Here is a 16,817-nt window from a genome sequence, read left to right on the forward strand (position 1 = left end):
CGGGGTACGGCCTCGCCGGAGACGTCAGTCGCGCTCGATCAGGTGGCCGATGAGCTGGGGGCCCATGATGACCGCGTTGCCGGAACCGTCGCGGCGCGCGTCCGGCTCGGGGAGCTCGACCGGGTCGCCGGTGCTGCTGGCCCCCACCGGGCGGGGACCGACCCAGGCGATCTCCAGGCGCGTCTCCCCCCGGAGGAATCGCTGCACGCGGACGCCGCCGGTGGCCCGGCCCTTGGCCGGGTAGGAGGCGAACGGCGAGACCTTCACCTGGGTGCCGGTGGAGGTCACCACCATCGGCTCGCCGTGCTCGTGGTCGGAGGTGAGGACCGCGTTGAACGAGATCACCTCGGCGTCGGCGGCGAGGTTGACACCGGCCATGCCACCGCCCTTGAGGCCCTGCGGCCGCACCAGCTTGGCGGGGAACCGCAGCAGGTTCGCGTCGGAGGTGACGAAGACCAGCGACTCGGAGCCGTCGGTGAGCCAGGTCGCCTGGAGCACCTCGTCACCCTCCTTGAGGGTGATCACCTCGAACTCGTCGGACCGCACCGGCCACTCCGGCGCGCACACCTTGATGATGCCCATCCGGGTGCCCATCGCGATGCCCGGTGAGTCGCCCGGGGTGAGCGGCGCCATGCCGACCACGGTCTCGCCCTTGTGCAGCGGCACCACCTCGGACGCGGACATGCCGCCGCGCAGCGACACCGTGCCGGACTGCTCGGGCAGCACCGGCAGCGTCAGGACGTCGGTCTTGAACGCCCGCCCACGGTTGGTGATCAGCAGGATGCGCCCGCGGGCGGTGGAGTGGATGACCGCGCGGACGGCGTCGTGTTTGCCCCGGCCGCTGCGCTTGCGCGCCTCGGTGGACTCCTCGCTCTCGGCCGCGGTCCGGGCGATCAGCCCACTGGCCGAGAGGATGACCTGGCAGGGGTCGTCGGCGACCTCGAGCGGGCCGGCCGGCACCGACGCGGCTAGGACCTCTTTGAGGTCACCGTCGATGAGCGTGGTGCGGCGGGCCGCGCCGAAGTCCTTGGCGACCGCGGCCAGCTCGTCGGAGACGACCTTCTTGAGGACGTTCTCGTCGTCGAGGATGCGGCTCAGTTCGGCGATCTCGCCGCGCAGCCTGTCCTGCTCGGCTTCCAGCTCGATCCGGTCGAACCGGGTGAGCCGCCGCAGCGGGGTGTCGAGGATGTAGGTGGCCTGGATGTCGGAGAGCCCGAATTCACTCATCAGGCCGGCCTTGGCGGCGGCCGCGTCGTCGCTGGCGCGGATCAGCGCGACCACGCGGTCGATGTCGATGAGGGCGATGAGCAGGCCGTCGACCAGGTGCAGCCGGTCCTCGCGCTTGGTCCGCCGGTACGTCGTGCGCCGGGTGACCACCTCGTAGCGGTGCTGCACGAAGACCTCGAGCAGCGCCTTGAGCCCGAGGGTGCGCGGCTGCCCCTCGACCAGCACCAGATTGTTGATGCCGAACGAGCTCTCCAGCGGGGTGAGGCGGTAGAGGTCGGCGAGCAGGGCCTGCGGGTTGACGCCGACCTTGCACTCGATGACGAGGCGGGTGCCGTGCTCGCGGTCGGTGAGGTCCTTGACGTCGGCGATGCCCACCAGACGGGCCGCCTGGCGCTGGCCGCGCCGCGGGCCGGAGGTGATCACCTTGCCCTTCACCTCGTCGGTGATCGCCTCGATGATCTTCTCGGCGCCGACGCCGTAGGGCAGCTCGGTGACCGTGATCGCCTGCCGGCCGCGACCGCCCTCCAGCAGGCCGGTCTCGGCGCGGGCCCGGACGCGGACCACGCCACGGCCGGTCTCGTAGGCCCGGCGGACCTCGTCGAGGCCGAGCAGCTGCCCGCCGGTCGGCAGGTCGGGGCCGGGCACGAAGCGCATCAGCTCGTCGAGGCCGGCCTCCGGCTTCTTGATCAGATGCCGGGCGGCGGCGACGACCTCGCCCAGGTTGTGCGGGATCATGTTGGTCGCCATGCCGACCGCGATGCCGGACGTGCCGTTGACCAGCAGGTTGGGGAAGGCCGCGGGCAGCACCTTGGGCTCCTGTTCGGAGCCGTCATAGGTGGGCTTGAAGTCGACCGTGCCCTCACCCAGCTCGCCGACCAGCAGCATCGCCTCGCGGGACATGCGGGCTTCGGTGTACCGGGCGGCGGCCGGGCCGTCGTCGGGGGAGCCGAAGTTGCCGTGCCCGTCGATGAGCGGGGTGTTGAGGGAGAAGTCCTGGGCGAGCCGGACCAGGGCGTCATAGATCGCGACGTCACCGTGCGGGTGGTACTTACCCATCACGTCGCCGACCACGCGGGCCGACTTCACGTAGGGGCGGTCCGGCCGCTGGTTCTGCTCGGACATCGACCAGAGGATCCGTCGGTGAACCGGCTTGAGCCCGTCGCGGGCGTCCGGCAGCGCCCGTGAGTGGATCACCGAGTAGGCGTACTCCAGGTAGGAGTCCTCCACCTCGGTGGTGAGCGGGTTGTCGATGACCCGGGCGCCGGCCTGGTCGAAAGCGGAAAGGTCGACGCGCTTCTCGGATTTTCGGCGTGCCATTGGTAGCGGACCTCTCAGGCGTCGATCGTCTCTTGGTCGATCCGGCCGGCGGCCTCGATCAACCAGTTCTTCCGGGGTTCGACCCGCTCACCCATGAGCAGTTCGAGGGTGGCCTCGGCTTTTTCGGCATCCTCGATGGTGATCCGCCGGACGGTCCGCTCGGCCGGGTTCATCGTGGTGTCCCACAGCTCGTCGGCGTCCATCTCGCCGAGGCCCTTGAATCGGGGCACCGGTTTCTGCACCTGCCGGCCACCACGCTCGAGACGGGAGACGGTGTTCTCCATCTCCTGCTGGGTGTAGGTGTAGAGGGTCTCGGCGTTGCGGCCCTTGACGACCACCTTGTGGAGCGGGGGCATGGCGGCGAAGAGGCGGCCGTGCTCGATCACCGGCCGCATGTACTTCGCGAAGAGGGTGATCAGCAGCGTCCGGATGTGCGAGCCGTCGACGTCGGCGTCCGCCATGATCATGACGCGGCCGTACCGCATCGAGCCGATGTCGAAGGTGCGGCCCGAGCCGGCGCCGAGGACCTGGACGATCGCCGAGCACTCGGCGTTGTCGAGGACCTGCTGGAGGCTCGCCTTCTGCACGTTGAGGATCTTGCCGCGGATCGGCAGGAGCGCCTGGTATTCGGAGGAGCGGGCCATCCGGGCGGTGCCGAGCGCGGAGTCACCCTCGACGATGAACAGCTCGGAACGGTCGATGCCGATGGCCCGGCAGTCGACCAGTTTGGCCGGCATCGACGCGCCCTCCAGGGCGGTCTTGCGGCGGGCCGCGTCCTTCTGCTGTTTCTGGGTGAGGCGGACGCGGGCCGCGTCCACCACTTTCTGCAGGACGGTGCGGGCCTCGGTCTTGGTGCGGCGGCCGTCGACCCACTCTTTCAGGTAGGTCTCGACGAGCGTCTGCATCACGCGGGCGACCCCGGCGGTGGACAGCTCGTCCTTGGTCTGCGAGGTGAACTGCGGCTCCGGCACCCGGACGTGGATGACCGCGGTCATGCCCTCCAGGAGGTCGTCCAGGACGGGCGGCTCCTCCTTGGGCTTGAGCAGGCCGCGGGCGTTGCGGATGGCCTCGGTCAGCGCCCGGACCAGAGCGCGCTCGAATCCCTTGCGGTGGGTGCCGCCGTGCATGTTGCGGATGGTGTTGGTGAAGCACTCGACGGTGCGCTCGTAACCGGTGCCCCAGCGGAAGGCGACCTCGATCTGGGCGTGCCGGACGACGTTGGACTGCATGACGCCGTTGGCGTCGGCGGCGTTCTCCTTGTAGGTGCCCTCGCCGGTGACCATCAGGACGCCGGAGACCGGCTTGTCCGAGGCCGGGGTGAGGAACTCCACCATGTCGGTGAGGCCGTTGGGGTAGTGGAACTGCTCGGTGGCCGGCTCCTCGGCGGTCGCGTCGAAGAGCGAGTACTGCACGCCGGGGACCAGGAAGGCGGTGTTGCGCAGCTTGGTCCGGACGGCGTCGACGTCGAGCCGGGCGCCGGTCTCGAAGTAGCGGGCGTCGTACCAGTACCGGATGGCGGTGCCGGTGGGCTCGCCGCGCTTCATCCGCCGGGCGACCCGCAGGCCGGGCTGGGGGGTGAACGGCGCGTCCGGACCGGAGCCGTCGAAGACGCCGGGCACGCCACGCTGGAACGAGATCTCGTGGACCTTGCCGTCACGCTTGACGGTGACGTCGAAACGCAGCGACAGGGCGTTGACCGCGGACGCGCCGACACCGTGCAGGCCGCCGGAGGTCTTGTAGCCGGAGCCGCCGAACTTGCCGCCGGCGTGCAGCCGGGTCAGCACCAGCTCGACACCGCTGATGCCGGACTTGGCGTGCACGTCGGTCGGGATGCCCCGGCCGTCGTCGTCGACCTGGACCGAGCCGTCGCTGTGCAGGGTGATGGCGATGCGGGTGGCGTGGCCACCGACGCCCTCGTCCGTGCAGTTGTCGATGATCTCGTTGGCCAGGTGGTTGATGCCCCGGCTGTCCGTGGACCCGATGTACATGCCTGGGCGTTTCCGGACAGCGTCCAGCCCTTCCAGGTGCGTGAGGTCGTCAGCCCCATACAAGGTCTCTGGCTGTGCGGTCACGAGGCGGCATCTCCCGATCGGCCATGGTGGTCAAGGACGGCGCGAGCCTACCCGGCCCCTCCGACACTTCTGCCCCAGGCGAGGCAGGTCTAGACCATGCCGTATCCAAAATCGGGATAATCTGCCCGAAAAAGTAGTCTAAGACACAGTCGCCAGCGGCGCGGCCTGCGGCTGCAGTGCCCGCCAGAGGTCCAGCGGGTAGGACTTGCCCGGAACCGACACCGGCGGCAGTTCCTGGTAAGCGATGAGCGCGTCGGTCACCTCGCGGGTGGCCGAGCAGACCACCACGGTGCCGTGCGGCGCGTAGGCCTGGAGCCGTGCGGCCGTGCTCACCACGCTGCCACTGATCATCGCGTAACCGCCGTCGAACGCCGCCATCGGGTCCACGATCACCTCCCCGGTGGCCAGCCCCACGCGGGTCCGGACTCCGAACCTGCCGGCCAGGAGCCGCCCCCTCAACGCCTCCTGGACCGACAGGCCCGCCTGCACCGCGGCGGCGGCGGCCTGGGGGCCGAACCCGTTCTCCGCGGCGCCGAACACCGCCATCACCGCATCGCCGACGTACTTCTCGACGATGCCGCCGTGCTCCCGGACCACCTCGGCGACGGCCGAGAAGTAGTCCTTCTGCAGCGCGCGAACCTCCGCACAGTCCAGCCGGTCCACCATCGTGGTGAAGCCGACGATGTCGATGAACAGCACGGTTACGGTCTGACGCCGCTCCTGGACGGCACTCGTGACAGCGGTCATGTCTCACGCTCCCCCAGATCACTGCGTTGACCGGGAGTACGGTGCCAGCACTGGCGCAGCCGCGGATCCGCAGAACGACGTATCTCTGGGCGCATCGAATTCCGTCGTTTTTGTGACGCAGAACAGTCCGAACCGCCGACAACCCCATAGGCCGATACGGATTAGGCTGCCGGGCATGGCCAGACAGGGGGACGACGGGCCGCTTGTCGGGCGCACCGGCACGCTGACCGACATACAGTCCAACCTGCGCAACGTCGGCCCCGGTGGAACGGCCGCGGTGTTCGTGACCGGGGAGAGCGGCGTCGGCAAGAGCCGGCTGCTGCGTGAGACCGCCGACGCCCTGCGCGGAACGGGCTTCTCAGTGCTGTTCGGCACGTGCCTCGACATCGGTGACGCATCGCCACTGCACCCGGTGCTCCAGGCGTTGCGCCGCCAGGACGGCGGCGCCCCGGCCGCGGCAGCCGACGATGCCGGCGCCCTGCTCGAGCGGGTGTCGCGCGACCTGCGCGCCATCGCCGGGGACCAGCAGCTCCTGCTCGTCCTCGACGACCTGCAGTGGGCCGACCGCAGCACCCGCCAGCTCCTGCTCTATCTGCTCGCCGGCCTGGGTGACGTGCGGGTCTCGGTGCTCGCCGCGATCCGGGCGGAGGCCCTGCACGGCACCCACCCGCTGCGCCGGGTCCTGGCCGAGCTGCGCCGGCTGCGCTCGGTGCGGGTCGTCGACCTGGCCCCGCTCAACCAGGACCAGACGCGCGAGCTGGTGGCGGCCATCGTCGGCAAGACCGTGGCCCTGGAAGACGCCGACCGGGTCTTCAAGCGCAGTGGCGGCAACCCGTTCGTGGCCGAGGAACTGGCCCGTGACCTGCGCGACGGCCGGGTCGAGCTCTCCGACACGCTGCGCGAGATCTTCCTGTCCCGGGTGGACGAGCTGCCACCGAACGCGCACACCGTGGTGCACGCCATCGCGGCCGGTGTGGAGCCGGTCGAGCACGCCGTGCTGGGCCGGGTCGTGCCGCTGCCCGAGGAGCAGCTGATCGAGGCGGTCCGGGCGGCCGTCACCCACCGTTTCGTGGCCAGCGACCGCGACGGTTACAAGCTGCGGCACCGCCTGGTCGCCGAGGTCTTGGAACAGGAGGTGCTGCCGGCCGAGGCCGCCTCCCTGCACCGCCGGTACGCGGAGGCCCTGGAGTCGGCCGACGGCGAGCCGGACAACGCCCGCCTGGCCTTCCACTGGCAGCGGGCCGGCGAACCGGACCGCGCGCTGGCCCCGGTGGTGGCCGCGGCCCGCGCCGCCGAGCGGATGTACGGCTTCGCCGAGGCCCACCGGTACTGGACGATCGCGCTGCAACTGTCCACCGAGACCGACCCGCGCCGCACCGAGCTGCTGGGCCACGCCGCCGAGTCGGCCCACCAGTGCGGTGAGCATCTGCTGGCGCTGGCCCGGCTGGAGGAGCTGGCCGGCCGGCCGGACGCGCCCGGCCAGTCCGACGTGCATCTGCGCCGGGCCCGTTACCTGGCGGCGGCCGGCCGCTCGGCGACCGCCGAGGTGGAGTACCAGCGCGCCCTGGAGGCGCCCGACTGCACCCCGCGGCGGCGCGCCTCGGCGGCCGCCTACCTGGCCGAGCTGCTGCTGCACCTGGGCCGGTACGCCGACGCCAACCAGCACGCCCGCGAGGCCCTGGAACTGGCCGCGGTGAACGGGGCGACCACCGACCTGGTCCGGGCCAGCGCCGCGCTGGGTTTCAGCGCCGCCTTCCGCGAGGACCCGGACGCCGGCCTGGCCGTCATCCGGCACGCCGTGGAGATCGCCGAGCGGTCCGGCCACCCGGACGACCTGGGCGTCGCCTACCTGCACCTGGCCGAGCTGCTGACCGGCCCGCTGAACAGCATCGAGGAAGGCGTGCTGGTGGCCCGCCGCGGCGCCGACCGGCTCGCCTCGCTGGGTGTCGGCCGCACCTATCAGACCCGGCTGCTGGCCATCGCGGCGAACGGCCTGTTCCGGATCGGTCAGTGGGCCGAGGCCGATCAGGTGCTCGACACCGCGATGCGCAACCGCCCGTCCGGCGCCGACGCGGTGGAGCTGCTGCTGGCCCGCTGCCGCCTGTGGGTGGGTTTCGGCGAGGTCGACAACGCCCGCCGTGACCTGGACGCGGTGGCGACCCTGCTGGCCGGTGGCGGCGCCCGGCACGTGCTGCCGATGCTGACGCTGCGGGCCGGCCTGGCGATGTGGCAGGGCGAGCACGCCGACGCCCGGGCGGCGGTGCAGCGGGGCGTGACCGAGACCCGTTCCGACGACCTGGTTCTGCTCGGGGTGCTGGCCTGGCACGGCCTGCGCGCCGAGGCGGAGGCGCACGTGGCCGGCCAGCCGGTCGACCCGGGCGCGATCCGCCGCCTGCGGATGGTGATGGACCGCCTGGTCAAGGGAGTGGTGGACGCGCCGCCCGCGGTCCGGGCGGTGGTCGACGGCTACCTGGACCTGTGCACCGCGGAGCTGAGCCGGGTCGAGGACCGCCACGATCCCGAGCCGTGGGCGCGGGCGGCCTCGATCTGGGACCGGCGCCAGCAGCCGTACCCGGCGGCCTATGCGCGCCTCCGGCACGCCGAGGCCTCCCTGCAGCGCAAGGTCCGCCGGGCCGCCGCGATCAACGGGCTCCGCCAGGCGTACGCGACGGCGACCGCCATGGGCGCCCGCCCGTTCGCCAACGAGATCGTGGGGGTGGCCCAGCGGTTCCGGGTCGCGCTGGCCGACGACGCGCAGACGGTGCCGATGGTCGCGCCGGACCGGACGGCGGACGAGCTGTCCGCGCTGACCGGCCGGGAGCGCGAGGTGCTGGCGGCCGTCGCCGAGGGTCTGACGAACCGGGAGATCGGTGAGTTGCTGTTCATCAGCGAGCGCACCGTCGGCGTTCATTTAGGACATATCTTCGACAAGCTCCAGGTACGCAGTCGCGTACAGGCCAGCCGCGTGTACCTGACAGCGGCGTGACCAGGCGATCGTTATTCCGCCGTTACATACGTACGCGGAATACGTCGTTCTACCGATCCGGTCGCGGAGCCCCGGTGGAAGTGTGGCTTTCACGGGGGAGCACCGCCCGGCGACCTGTTTCGCCGGGCGGTGCTGAGGGCCCTCCGCAGTATTTGCATCACCGACGGAGGATCCGATGACCCAGCCCATCTGGGGCCCCGTTCAGCAGGAGATGTCCGACATCCTGCAACGGCACCCCGACGACGTGCCCGGTGTTGTCGACCAGCTGGCAAAGCTCCAGGATGCCCTGTGTCGCGTGCCGCCTCTGCTGCACGGCAACCCGCTGGCCGACTTCAACAAGCTCTATCTGACCATCACCGAGAACGTGCTGGAGCGTCTCTACGCCGGCAAGTTCAAGGACCCGGCGTTCCTGGCGCGCCTCGACGTCGAGTTCGCGGCGCGCTACTTCGACGCTCTGCGGTACTGGACCGAGGCGAGTCCGGCGTGCCCGGGCGTGTGGGCCGGCCTGTTCTGCCGGGTCCCCGGCCCGGACGCGCGCGCCCTCCCCTCGGCGGTCGCGGGGGTGAACGCGCACATCAACTTCGATCTGCCGTTCGCCCTGGTCACCACGTTCGACCACCTGGGCAGCGACCCGGTCGACGGCAGCGACCAGCACCACGACTACCTGCAGGTCAACGACATCTTCGCCGAGGAGATCCCGGGTCTGCGCCGGGGTTACCTGGACCGTTGGCAGCTGCTCATCGACACGATGAACGGCGACCTGGACGACTGGTGGCAGGGCGAGATGGTGGAGTACACCCGCAATGTCGCCTGGCGCAACGCGCAGAAGATCTGGGCGATCCGGCACGACATGATCGCGCTCGACAAGGAACGGCGGCGGCTCGACAACACCGCCACCGGCCTCGGCAAGTTGCTGCTGTCACCGTTCGGCGGTTTTCTTCAGTAGCCTCAGCCGACGACGACCAGGCGGGCCGTGACGGCCGTACCCTCGCGGACCCCGCCGGCGCCGACCTTCACGCCGATCTTCACGGCGCTCCGTTCGGCCTTCTCGCGGTCCTGGACGACACGCGACTTCTCGCCGTACGCCCAGGTCAGCTCGAAGCCGTCGGACGATTTGACGGTGAACCCCGAGGCGTCCGCGGCGGTCACCTCGCCACGCTGCACGACCACGGTGCGGTCCACTCCGTCGCGGCCACGCACCACCACCTCACCGTGCAGCGTGTTCTTTCGCAGCAGCTTGCGCACCAGGCGCGGCCTGGCGGCCGTCTCCGCGCCGGTGCCGGCGGCCTCTTCGCCGGTGTCGGCCGTGGTGTAGCCCACGGCCTCCAGAGCGACGCTCTCCAGGGCCACGGCCTCCGCGGCGACGTCGCCGGCCGGTGCGGCGCCGCATCCGGTCACGGCCAGAGCCAGAGCGAGGGACAGGATCAGAGCCTTCGGTGTACGAGTCATACGAGCGATCCTGAGCCCGCGGCGATCGAGCCGGGTCAGGCCGATGTTCGAGTTCGGTAAGGAAGCTCGACGGTGAACATCGCGCCGCCCTCGGGCGCGTGGGCGGCGCTGATCCGGCCGCCGAGCCGGGTCACCAGCCGGGCGGCGAGAGCCAGGCCGAGACCACTGCCGACCTTGCGCACGCCGCGATAGCGCCGGTTCAGCTCGCCCCGCTCGAACGCGACGGCCAGGTCGTCGTCGGTGAATCCGGGGCCGCCGTCGCGCACCTGCAGGATCCCGCTCTCCTCGCCGGCCCGGACCGCCAGGACCAGTGGCGCACCGGCCGGAACCACCCGCAGCGCGTTCTCGCAGAGACCGTCGAGCACCTGACGGATGCGGCCCGGGTCGGTGTGCACGGTCACCGGGTCGTCCGGCGCCTCCACCGACAGGGCCGGGCCGTCGGCGGCGCACCGGGCCTCCCACGCCCGGCCCGCCTCCCGGACGAGCTCGGCCAGGTCCACCTCGGTGACGTCGAGCGGCAGGTCGGCGGCCTCCAGGCGGGAGAGCACCAGCAGGTCGGAGATCAGCCGGTCCAGACGTTGCGCCTCGGCGAGCATGGTCGAGCCGGCCGGGGCCACGTCGCCGTCGGTGATCACCCGGTCGGCGAGGGCCTCGGCGTAGCCGCGGATGGTGGCCAACGGCGTACGCAACTCGTGCGAGACCGACAGCAGGAAGTCCCGCTCGCGGCCTTCGCTGGTCTGCAGGGCCGTCGCCAGCTCGTTGAACGAGTCGGCGAGCCGGACCGCCTCGGCGGGGCCGTGCCGGGCGATCCGCACCGACCGGTCCCCGGCGGAGAGACGGCCGGCGGCGGCCGCGGCCAACCTGATCGGCCCAGCCACGAAACGGGCCAGCAGGGCGCCGGCCAGGATGCCGCCGGACAGGCCGGCGAGCAGGGCGATCCAGACACCGCTGAGGACGCGCATCGCGGTGCCGGTCGCCTCCTTCCTGGTCAGCACGACGCCGCTGGAGACGCCGGGCAGCGGGCGGCCGGCGACGAACGACCGACGGCCGCCGACCTGGGCCCGAAGATCGACCGTCTCCCCCGCGATCACCTGCCGCACGACCCGTGGCGGAAGCCCGGCACGGTCCACGCGGCCGTTCCTGATCAGGTAGATCTCCACGTCCTCGGCGCGCAGCCGCTCGGCGATCCGGGCCCGCGCCGCCGGCCGCTCATCGGTGAGCAGCTCGACCGCGAGAACGGTCTTGTCCACCAGCTCGGCCCGGATCTGGGTGTTCACCGAACGGATCGCGAACGGGACCGCCACCAGGGCGGTCACGATCACGGCGACCACGGCGGTCGCGGCGGTCACCAGGACGGTGCGGCCGGTCAGCGTACGGAAGAAGTCACGCATCGGCGGTGTATCCGACGCCGCGGACGGTGCGGATCAGCGAGGCCGCCGCCCCGAGCTTGGCCCGCACCTGTGCCACGTGCACGTCGACGGTGCGGGTGCCGGCGTGCGAGGCGTAGCCCCAGACCGCGGCCAGCAGCTCCTCCCGGGTGAAGACCCGGCCCGGACGGCCCAGCAGATGCGCGAGCAGGTCGAACTCGGTGGCCGTCAGGGTCAGCGGGCGCCCGTCCAGGGTGACGGCCCGGCGCCCGGGATCGAGAGCCAGAGGACCGAGGACGCGGGCCCGATCGGGTTCGGCGGAGACCGCGGCCCGGCGCAGCAGCGCCTTGACCCGCGTCACCAGCTCGCGGGGACTGAACGGCTTCGTCACGTAATCGTCGCCGCCCAGCTCCAGCCCGAGGATCCGGTCGACCTCGTCGTCGCGGGCGGTCAGGAAGACCACCGGGGTCCAGTCGCCGTCGGCGCGCAGGAGGCGGCAGATCTCGGTGCCGGGAAGGCCCGGCAGCGCGATGTCGAGGATGCACGCGACCGGGCGCAGCCGGCGGGCGGCGGCCAGCCCGGCCGTCCCGTCGTGCTCGACCTGCACGCCGAAGCCCTCCCGGCTCAGATAGAGGCGGACCAGGTCGGCGATCGGCCGTTCGTCCTCGACCACGAGGACCAGTCCCCTGCCCGGCGCGTCCGTCACCGCCCCATCATGCCGCCGTGCCGCGCCCGGTGATGTTCGGAGAACGTAAGAGCGCCACCCAACTCGACCGGGTGACCCGTGCGTGTCCCACCGGTTCGCCGGACATCGACGGTTCTCGGGTGGCGAGCAGCGGCCGGCGGCGGCCGGGCGCGCTCCCACGAACGCTCTGGAAGCGCTTTCGTCGCGTGCTATAAAGGCGAAAGCGCCAGGCCCGCGGGCGCGGTCACCCGCGAGTCCACACGCGCATCTGACCGCCACGTGCCGGGCGAGGCGTCGAACACGGGGGGATGCCTCGCCCACCTGGCGCCGTCCCCGCGCCCGAGCCGTGACCGCGCCCGCGCCGTCACCCCCGCCGTCTTAGCCCCCGCCCGTGCGGTCGCCACACACCCCGCGCCGTCTCAGCCCAGCCGTACCTTCGCCGCGCGCCCCGGGCCGTCTCCGCGCAGCAGCCCGGTGGGCGCGCCGCGGCCGTGAGCGGGCCGGGCCTCGCGGGGACCGCCACGGGAGGCGTGGATTTCGGTGGGGCGGCCCACGGCGTACCGGAGAAGCGGTTTCAGGTTTTGAGGTGAGGCGGACCCGAAGCGGGGAAGGATTGACCGCATGACCTACGTGAATCCGGCGGGGGAGTTCACCCGCGACCAGCGGTACATCGCCACCCGGATCACCGCGGACGGGCGGGACGGCTTCCCGGTCGAGGCCGGGCGATATCGGCTGGTGGTCAGCCGGGCGTGCCCGTGGGCGAACCGGTCGATCATCGTGCGGCGGCTCCTCGGGCTGGAGGACGCCCTGTCGATGGGCATCGCCGGGCCGACGCACGACGAACGGAGCTGGTCCTTCGACCTGGACCCGGAGGGTCGCGATCCGGTGCTGGGAATCGAACGGCTCCAGGAGGCCTTCCTGGCCCGCTTTCCCGACTACGACAAGGGGATCACCGTTCCCGCCCTCGTCGACGTGCCCACCGGAAAGGTCGTCACCAACGACTTCCCGCAGATCACCATCGATCTGTCGCTGGAGTGGACGCGATTTCACCGGCCCGGGGCGCCGCAGCTGTATCCGGAGACCCTGCGGGGCGAGATCGACGACGTCAACGAGGTCGTCTTCAAAGACGTGAACAACGGCGTCTACCGGGCTGGTTTCGCCGGCTCACAGGAGGCCTACGAGAAGGCGTTCGAGCGTTTGTTCAACCGCCTCGACTGGCTCTCCGCACGGCTGGAGGGACAGCGTTACCTGGTCGGCGACACGATTACCGAGGCCGACGTGCGGCTGTTCACGACGCTCGCCCGGTTCGACGCCGTCTATCACGGCCATTTCAAGTGCAACCGGCAGAAACTCAACGAGATGCCGGTGCTGTGGGCCTATGCGCGCGACCTCTTCCAGACGCCCGGATTCGGCGACACGATCGACTTCGTGCACATCAAACGGCACTACTACGAGGTGCACCGCGACATCAACCCGACCGGCGTCGTCCCGGTGGGCCCGGACCTCAGCGGCTGGCTGACGCCGCACGGCCGCGAGCGGCTGGGCGGCCGCCCCTTCGGCGACGGCACTCCCCCGCCCCCGCCGTCACCGGCCGAAACCGTCCCCGCCGCCCACCGTGCCGGGTGACTTCAGGTTCCGCGAATCAGGTCCACCGGCCCCGTTTGGCGTCGCGTTCGTCGCGCTTCTTCGCGGCCACCGCGTGCTCGACCAGTTGAAGGGGCCCGTCGCGAAACGGATCGATCGTGACCAGGACGCGGTCTCGATGCCGCCTCGCCCCAGTAGGTCAGATAGCGTTCCTCCGTCTCGCGGCCTTCGACGAAGGCGAGGATCTCGCGCCGCTGAGCTTTGGCGGTCACGTGCCGGACAGGTGGTCCCGAGCACCTCACCGGCTGTGCTCGGCGGTCGCGGGGCGCACCGCGTCGGCGAATTGCTGCCGCGACAGGATGGGCACCGCACCGTACCGTCCGGCCAGGTATCGACGACCGATCGCCTCCTCCTTGCGCGGCGCCAGATCGGCCAATCCGTAGAGGCGGGAACCGCCGTCGTCCCGTTTCTCCGTGAACCACACCTGGTCCCGGCCAAGGGGAGAGACGGTGCCCGGTTCACCGAGCAGAGCAGCGTCGTGCGAATTGAAGATCAGCTGCGCGCGGGCGGGATTGGTGGCGGGGTCCTGGAAGAGCCGGACCAGTTCGACGACCAGGGCCGGGTGAAGACTGGCGTCCAGTTCATGGGCGAGCAGCACGGAACCCTCCGCGAGCGCGGTGAGTACCGGGCCTGCCAATCCGAACCAGACCAGTGTCCCCCGCGATTCGTCGTCAACGCTCATGGCGACATCCGCATCGGCTCCGCGATGGGTGAGCATCACCCGAACGACGCGACGCCGGCGCTGTCGGCGGTCTGCTCGGACTCTTCCTCCTGACCGAGGATGATGCGTACGGCCCGTTGCATCCGTTCCCGCGTGACCGGATCCGGCTCGATCTGCTGGGCACCGGTGACGCCGAGGCCCGCCGCCTTCAGGAACGCGAGGACTCGGTCACGCGAGGCGGGATCGTCCAGAAGCTGTGCGGTCAGGGCCTGCCGGAATTGACGGCTGCCTGCCTCGGCGATCAACAGGTTCCGCTCGAACCACGCGTAGAGCGGCAGGAGCGCGGCATGGTTCGCCGAGGCAGCGGTGGACAGGAACAGCGCATTCGGGCGCAGCAACTCGACGATGGCCCGGCCCTTGGCCCGTTCCACCGAGCCCAGATCGACAACATCGCCGCGACGATGAAACAGCAGCGCGGGACGACCGCGTGGATGGCGGTACGCCCACTCCTCCACGATCCGCGTGTCGTCCAGGACGAATCCGTACTCATGGCGGACGCCGTTGAGGACGATGTCGATCTCGAAGCGGGACGGTGCGGACCGTGTGGACGGATCCAGCAGGTAGGGCCGCCGGGTGACACCGCCGGTGGGGTTGCCGAACCGGAGGGACTGGATGACATGCAGGCGCATGTCATGCATCGCCCGGAGCACGTTGCTCTTGCCGGTGGCGTTCGCCCCGAAGACCCCGGCCAGGAGATGGCACTCAAAGCCCGTTCAGGAGGTCTCGTAACAGGGTGGTGAGCTGGGCCGCCCGCTCCGGCGGAAGGTGGGACAGCAGGCGCTGCTGTTCGGCGAGGCCGGCGGTCACCGCCTCGTCGGCGAGGGCGTGACCCTGCGGGGTGAGGCGGACCAGGATGCCGCGCCGGTCGTGGGGGTCCGGGGAGCGGGCGACGAGACCGGCTCGCTCCAGGCGGTCGAGGCGGGCGGTGGTGCCGCCGGTGCTGAGCATCATCGACGCGGCGAGGGCGCCCGGCGAGAGCTGGAACGGGTCGCCGGACCGGCGGAGCGTGGCGAGGACGTCGAACTCGGCCCGGGCGATGCCGAACCGCGCGTAGGCGCGCTCGGTGGCGTCGCCGGCCAGTTTCGACAGGCGGAAGATGCGGCCGAAGACGCCCATCGCCTCGGTGTCGAGGTCGGGACGCTCGCGGGCCCACTGGCCGAGGATCCGGTCGATGTCGTCGGTCACGTTCCCCATTCTCTTGATGACAAGCTTCTCGAACAAGTTTATCTTTGCGTCGAGATACTTGATGTCGAGGGAGATGGCGCCGATGCGGGTCCTGCTGATCACGGCGATCACCCCGATGCTGTGGGGAACGACCTATGCGGTGACGACCGAGTTCCTGCCACCCGGGCGCCCGCTGCTCAGCGGGCTGCTGCGGGCGCTGCCCGCCGGGCTGGCCCTGCTCGCGATCACCCGGGAGCTGCCCCGCGGCGCCTGGTGGTGGAAGTCCGCGGTGCTCGGGGCGCTCAACATCGGGATCTTCTTCGCGCTGCTCTTCGTGACCGCCTACCGGCTGCCGGGCGGCATGGCGGCCGTGCTCGGGGCGGTGCAGCCGCTGCTGGTCGCCGGGCTCAGCGTGCTCCTGCTGGCGGAGCGCGTCTCTCTGCGTACCGTGCTGGCGGGGTTGATCGGCGCGACGGGCGTAGCCCTCGCCGTGCTGACCAGCGCCGCCCACCTCGACCCGGTCGGGGTTGTCGCCGGCCTCGCCGGCGCCGGCACCATGGCGGTCGGCCTGGTGCTCACCAAACGCTGGGGGCGTCCCGCGGTCTCGCTGCTCACCGCCACCGGCTGGCAGCTCACGGCGGGAGGTCTGCTGCTGGTCCCGGTCACCCTCCTGGCGGAGGGCCCGCCGCCCGCACTGTCCATGACAAACCTCGCGGGGTACGCCTACCTGTCGCTGATCGGGACGGCCCTGGCCTACACGCTCTGGTTCCGCGGGCTGGAACTGCTGCCGGCCACCCGGGTGTCGCTGCTCAGCCTGCTCGCCCCGCTCACCGCGACGGTGGCCGGCTGGGCCGCTCTCGGCCAGGCGCTGACGCCGGTGCAGCTGGCCGGCATGGCCATCGCGTTCGGCGCGGTGTTGTGGGGCCAGTCATCGCATGTCGGCCGTGGTGACCACCCGGCTCGGAAAACCGGTGCGGGCCGCCCGCAGCATGGCCCGGCCCACCTCGCCGGTGGTGGTGACGAAGCGCGGCGCGACCCGGCGGATCATCGGGACCAGCGGCGCGAGCAGCGTGTAAGCGGTGTTGTGCCAGCCGGTCTTCGAGCGGACCCCGTGAGTCGGCTGGATGAAGCCGGGGCGGAACGCGTAACCGTTGCGGAAGAGGTCCATGACCTCGCGCTCGGTGCGGGCCTTGACCCGCGACCACATCAGCCGGCTGTGCGCGTCGGTGCCCTCGCCGGAGACGTAGACGAAGGTCACGTCCGGGTTGAGCGGGGCCAGGGCGCGGGCCGCGGCGAGCGGGAAGTCGTAGGACACGCGGGTGTAGGCCGCCTCGTCCATCCCCACCGATGACACGCCCAGACAGTAGAAGCAGGCGTCGTAACCGCCGAGGTCGCCCTCGACCGGGGTGAGATCGGTGAAGTCGGCGAGCGTCACCTC

The 16,817-nt window shown here is 71.2% G+C and carries 13 protein-coding genes; 4 read left to right on the forward strand and 9 right to left on the reverse strand.

Going from position 1 to position 16,817, the window contains the following annotated elements; all coding sequences use genetic code 11:
- Positions 1-24: 24 nt before the first annotated feature.
- The 3 genes from QLQ12_RS23510 to QLQ12_RS23520 form a co-directional block, all read right to left on the reverse strand.
- The gene (locus tag QLQ12_RS23510) at positions 25-2,544 is read right to left on the reverse strand and encodes a DNA gyrase/topoisomerase IV subunit A (protein ID WP_282762499.1); all 2,520 of its coding nucleotides are present in this window, start codon (positions 2,542-2,544) and stop codon (positions 25-27) included.
- Between the two features lie 14 nt (positions 2,545-2,558).
- A complete protein-coding gene (locus QLQ12_RS23515; protein WP_282762501.1) occupies positions 2,559-4,616 on the reverse strand; it encodes a DNA gyrase/topoisomerase IV subunit B in 2,058 nt (685 codons plus the stop codon).
- Positions 4,617-4,754: 138 nt separating this feature from the next.
- A complete protein-coding gene (locus QLQ12_RS23520; RefSeq protein ID WP_282762503.1) occupies positions 4,755-5,363 on the reverse strand; it encodes an adenylate/guanylate cyclase domain-containing protein in 609 nt (202 codons plus the stop codon).
- Between the two features lie 175 nt (positions 5,364-5,538).
- Here QLQ12_RS23520 and QLQ12_RS23525 point away from each other — a divergent pair, with 175 nt between their 5' ends.
- The gene (locus QLQ12_RS23525; RefSeq protein WP_282762505.1) at positions 5,539-8,349 is read left to right on the forward strand and encodes an ATP-binding protein; all 2,811 of its coding nucleotides are present in this window, start codon (positions 5,539-5,541) and stop codon (positions 8,347-8,349) included.
- Positions 8,350-8,524: 175 nt separating this feature from the next.
- Positions 8,525-9,295 carry a DUF5995 family protein gene (locus QLQ12_RS23530; RefSeq protein WP_282762507.1) on the forward strand — a complete coding sequence of 257 codons (771 nt, stop codon included), beginning with the start codon at positions 8,525-8,527 and terminating at the stop codon, positions 9,293-9,295.
- A gap of 2 nt (positions 9,296-9,297) precedes the next feature.
- Here the strand turns inward: QLQ12_RS23530 and QLQ12_RS23535 are convergent, their stop codons facing one another.
- From QLQ12_RS23535 to QLQ12_RS23545, 3 genes are read right to left on the reverse strand one after another with little or no spacing between them, the layout of a single operon-like run.
- Positions 9,298-9,798 carry a hypothetical protein gene (locus QLQ12_RS23535; protein WP_282762509.1) on the reverse strand — a complete coding sequence of 167 codons (501 nt, stop codon included), beginning with the start codon at positions 9,796-9,798 and terminating at the stop codon, positions 9,298-9,300.
- A 35-nt stretch (positions 9,799-9,833) separates the two neighbouring features.
- Positions 9,834-11,189, reverse strand: coding sequence for a sensor histidine kinase (locus tag QLQ12_RS23540; RefSeq protein ID WP_282762511.1), 1,356 nt, complete (start codon positions 11,187-11,189; stop codon positions 9,834-9,836).
- On the reverse strand, positions 11,182-11,871 hold the full coding sequence (locus QLQ12_RS23545; protein ID WP_282762513.1) for a response regulator transcription factor: 690 nt from the start codon (positions 11,869-11,871) through the stop codon (positions 11,182-11,184). Before QLQ12_RS23545 ends, QLQ12_RS23540 begins: the two co-directional genes overlap by 8 nt.
- Before the next feature lie 600 nt (positions 11,872-12,471).
- Between QLQ12_RS23545 and QLQ12_RS23550 the strand changes: the two genes are divergently transcribed.
- Entirely contained in the window at positions 12,472-13,476 is a 1,005-nt protein-coding gene (locus QLQ12_RS23550; RefSeq protein WP_282762515.1) for a glutathione S-transferase family protein, read from the forward strand.
- A 256-nt stretch (positions 13,477-13,732) separates the two neighbouring features.
- Here QLQ12_RS23550 and QLQ12_RS23555 read toward each other — a convergent pair whose 3' ends face one another.
- The 3 genes from QLQ12_RS23555 to QLQ12_RS23565 are packed head-to-tail and all read right to left on the reverse strand — an operon-like array spanning position 13,733 to position 15,409.
- Complete coding sequence (locus tag QLQ12_RS23555; RefSeq protein WP_328518302.1) at positions 13,733-14,176, reverse strand: AAA family ATPase; 444 nt, start codon at positions 14,174-14,176, stop codon at positions 13,733-13,735.
- Between the two features lie 35 nt (positions 14,177-14,211).
- A complete protein-coding gene (locus QLQ12_RS23560) occupies positions 14,212-14,907 on the reverse strand; it encodes an AAA family ATPase (RefSeq protein WP_282762605.1) in 696 nt (231 codons plus the stop codon).
- A gap of 10 nt (positions 14,908-14,917) precedes the next feature.
- Complete coding sequence (locus QLQ12_RS23565) at positions 14,918-15,409, reverse strand: MarR family winged helix-turn-helix transcriptional regulator (protein WP_407651541.1); 492 nt, start codon at positions 15,407-15,409, stop codon at positions 14,918-14,920.
- Positions 15,410-15,461: 52 nt separating this feature from the next.
- Here QLQ12_RS23565 and QLQ12_RS23570 point away from each other — a divergent pair, with 52 nt between their 5' ends.
- Entirely contained in the window at positions 15,462-16,730 is a 1,269-nt protein-coding gene (locus tag QLQ12_RS23570; protein ID WP_282762519.1) for a DMT family transporter, read from the forward strand.
- Positions 16,731-16,817: the final 87 nt, after the last annotated feature.

Source organism: Actinoplanes sandaracinus, assembly GCF_030009775.1.
Taxonomy (GTDB): Bacteria; Actinomycetota; Actinomycetes; order Mycobacteriales; family Micromonosporaceae; genus Actinoplanes; species Actinoplanes sandaracinus.

Excerpts from the sequence above, each read along its gene's own strand:
- QLQ12_RS23525 (WP_282762505.1), top strand. The coding sequence starts at position 5,539 with ATGGCCAGACAGGGGGACGACGGGCCGCTTGTCGGGCGCACCGGCACG.
- QLQ12_RS23510 (WP_282762499.1), bottom strand. The coding sequence starts at position 2,544 with ATGGCACGCCGAAAATCCGAGAAGCGCGTCGACCTTTCCGCTTTCGAC.
- QLQ12_RS23565 (WP_407651541.1), bottom strand. The coding sequence starts at position 15,409 with ATGGGGAACGTGACCGACGACATCGACCGGATCCTCGGCCAGTGGGCC.
- QLQ12_RS23550 (WP_282762515.1), top strand. The coding sequence starts at position 12,472 with ATGACCTACGTGAATCCGGCGGGGGAGTTCACCCGCGACCAGCGGTAC.
- QLQ12_RS23555 (WP_328518302.1), bottom strand. The coding sequence starts at position 14,176 with ATGAGCGTTGACGACGAATCGCGGGGGACACTGGTCTGGTTCGGATTG.
- QLQ12_RS23520 (WP_282762503.1), bottom strand. The coding sequence starts at position 5,363 with ATGACCGCTGTCACGAGTGCCGTCCAGGAGCGGCGTCAGACCGTAACC.
- QLQ12_RS23535 (WP_282762509.1), bottom strand. The coding sequence starts at position 9,798 with ATGACTCGTACACCGAAGGCTCTGATCCTGTCCCTCGCTCTGGCTCTG.
- QLQ12_RS23570 (WP_282762519.1), top strand. The coding sequence starts at position 15,462 with ATGTCGAGGGAGATGGCGCCGATGCGGGTCCTGCTGATCACGGCGATC.
- QLQ12_RS23540 (WP_282762511.1), bottom strand. The coding sequence starts at position 11,189 with ATGCGTGACTTCTTCCGTACGCTGACCGGCCGCACCGTCCTGGTGACC.
- QLQ12_RS23530 (WP_282762507.1), top strand. The coding sequence starts at position 8,525 with ATGACCCAGCCCATCTGGGGCCCCGTTCAGCAGGAGATGTCCGACATC.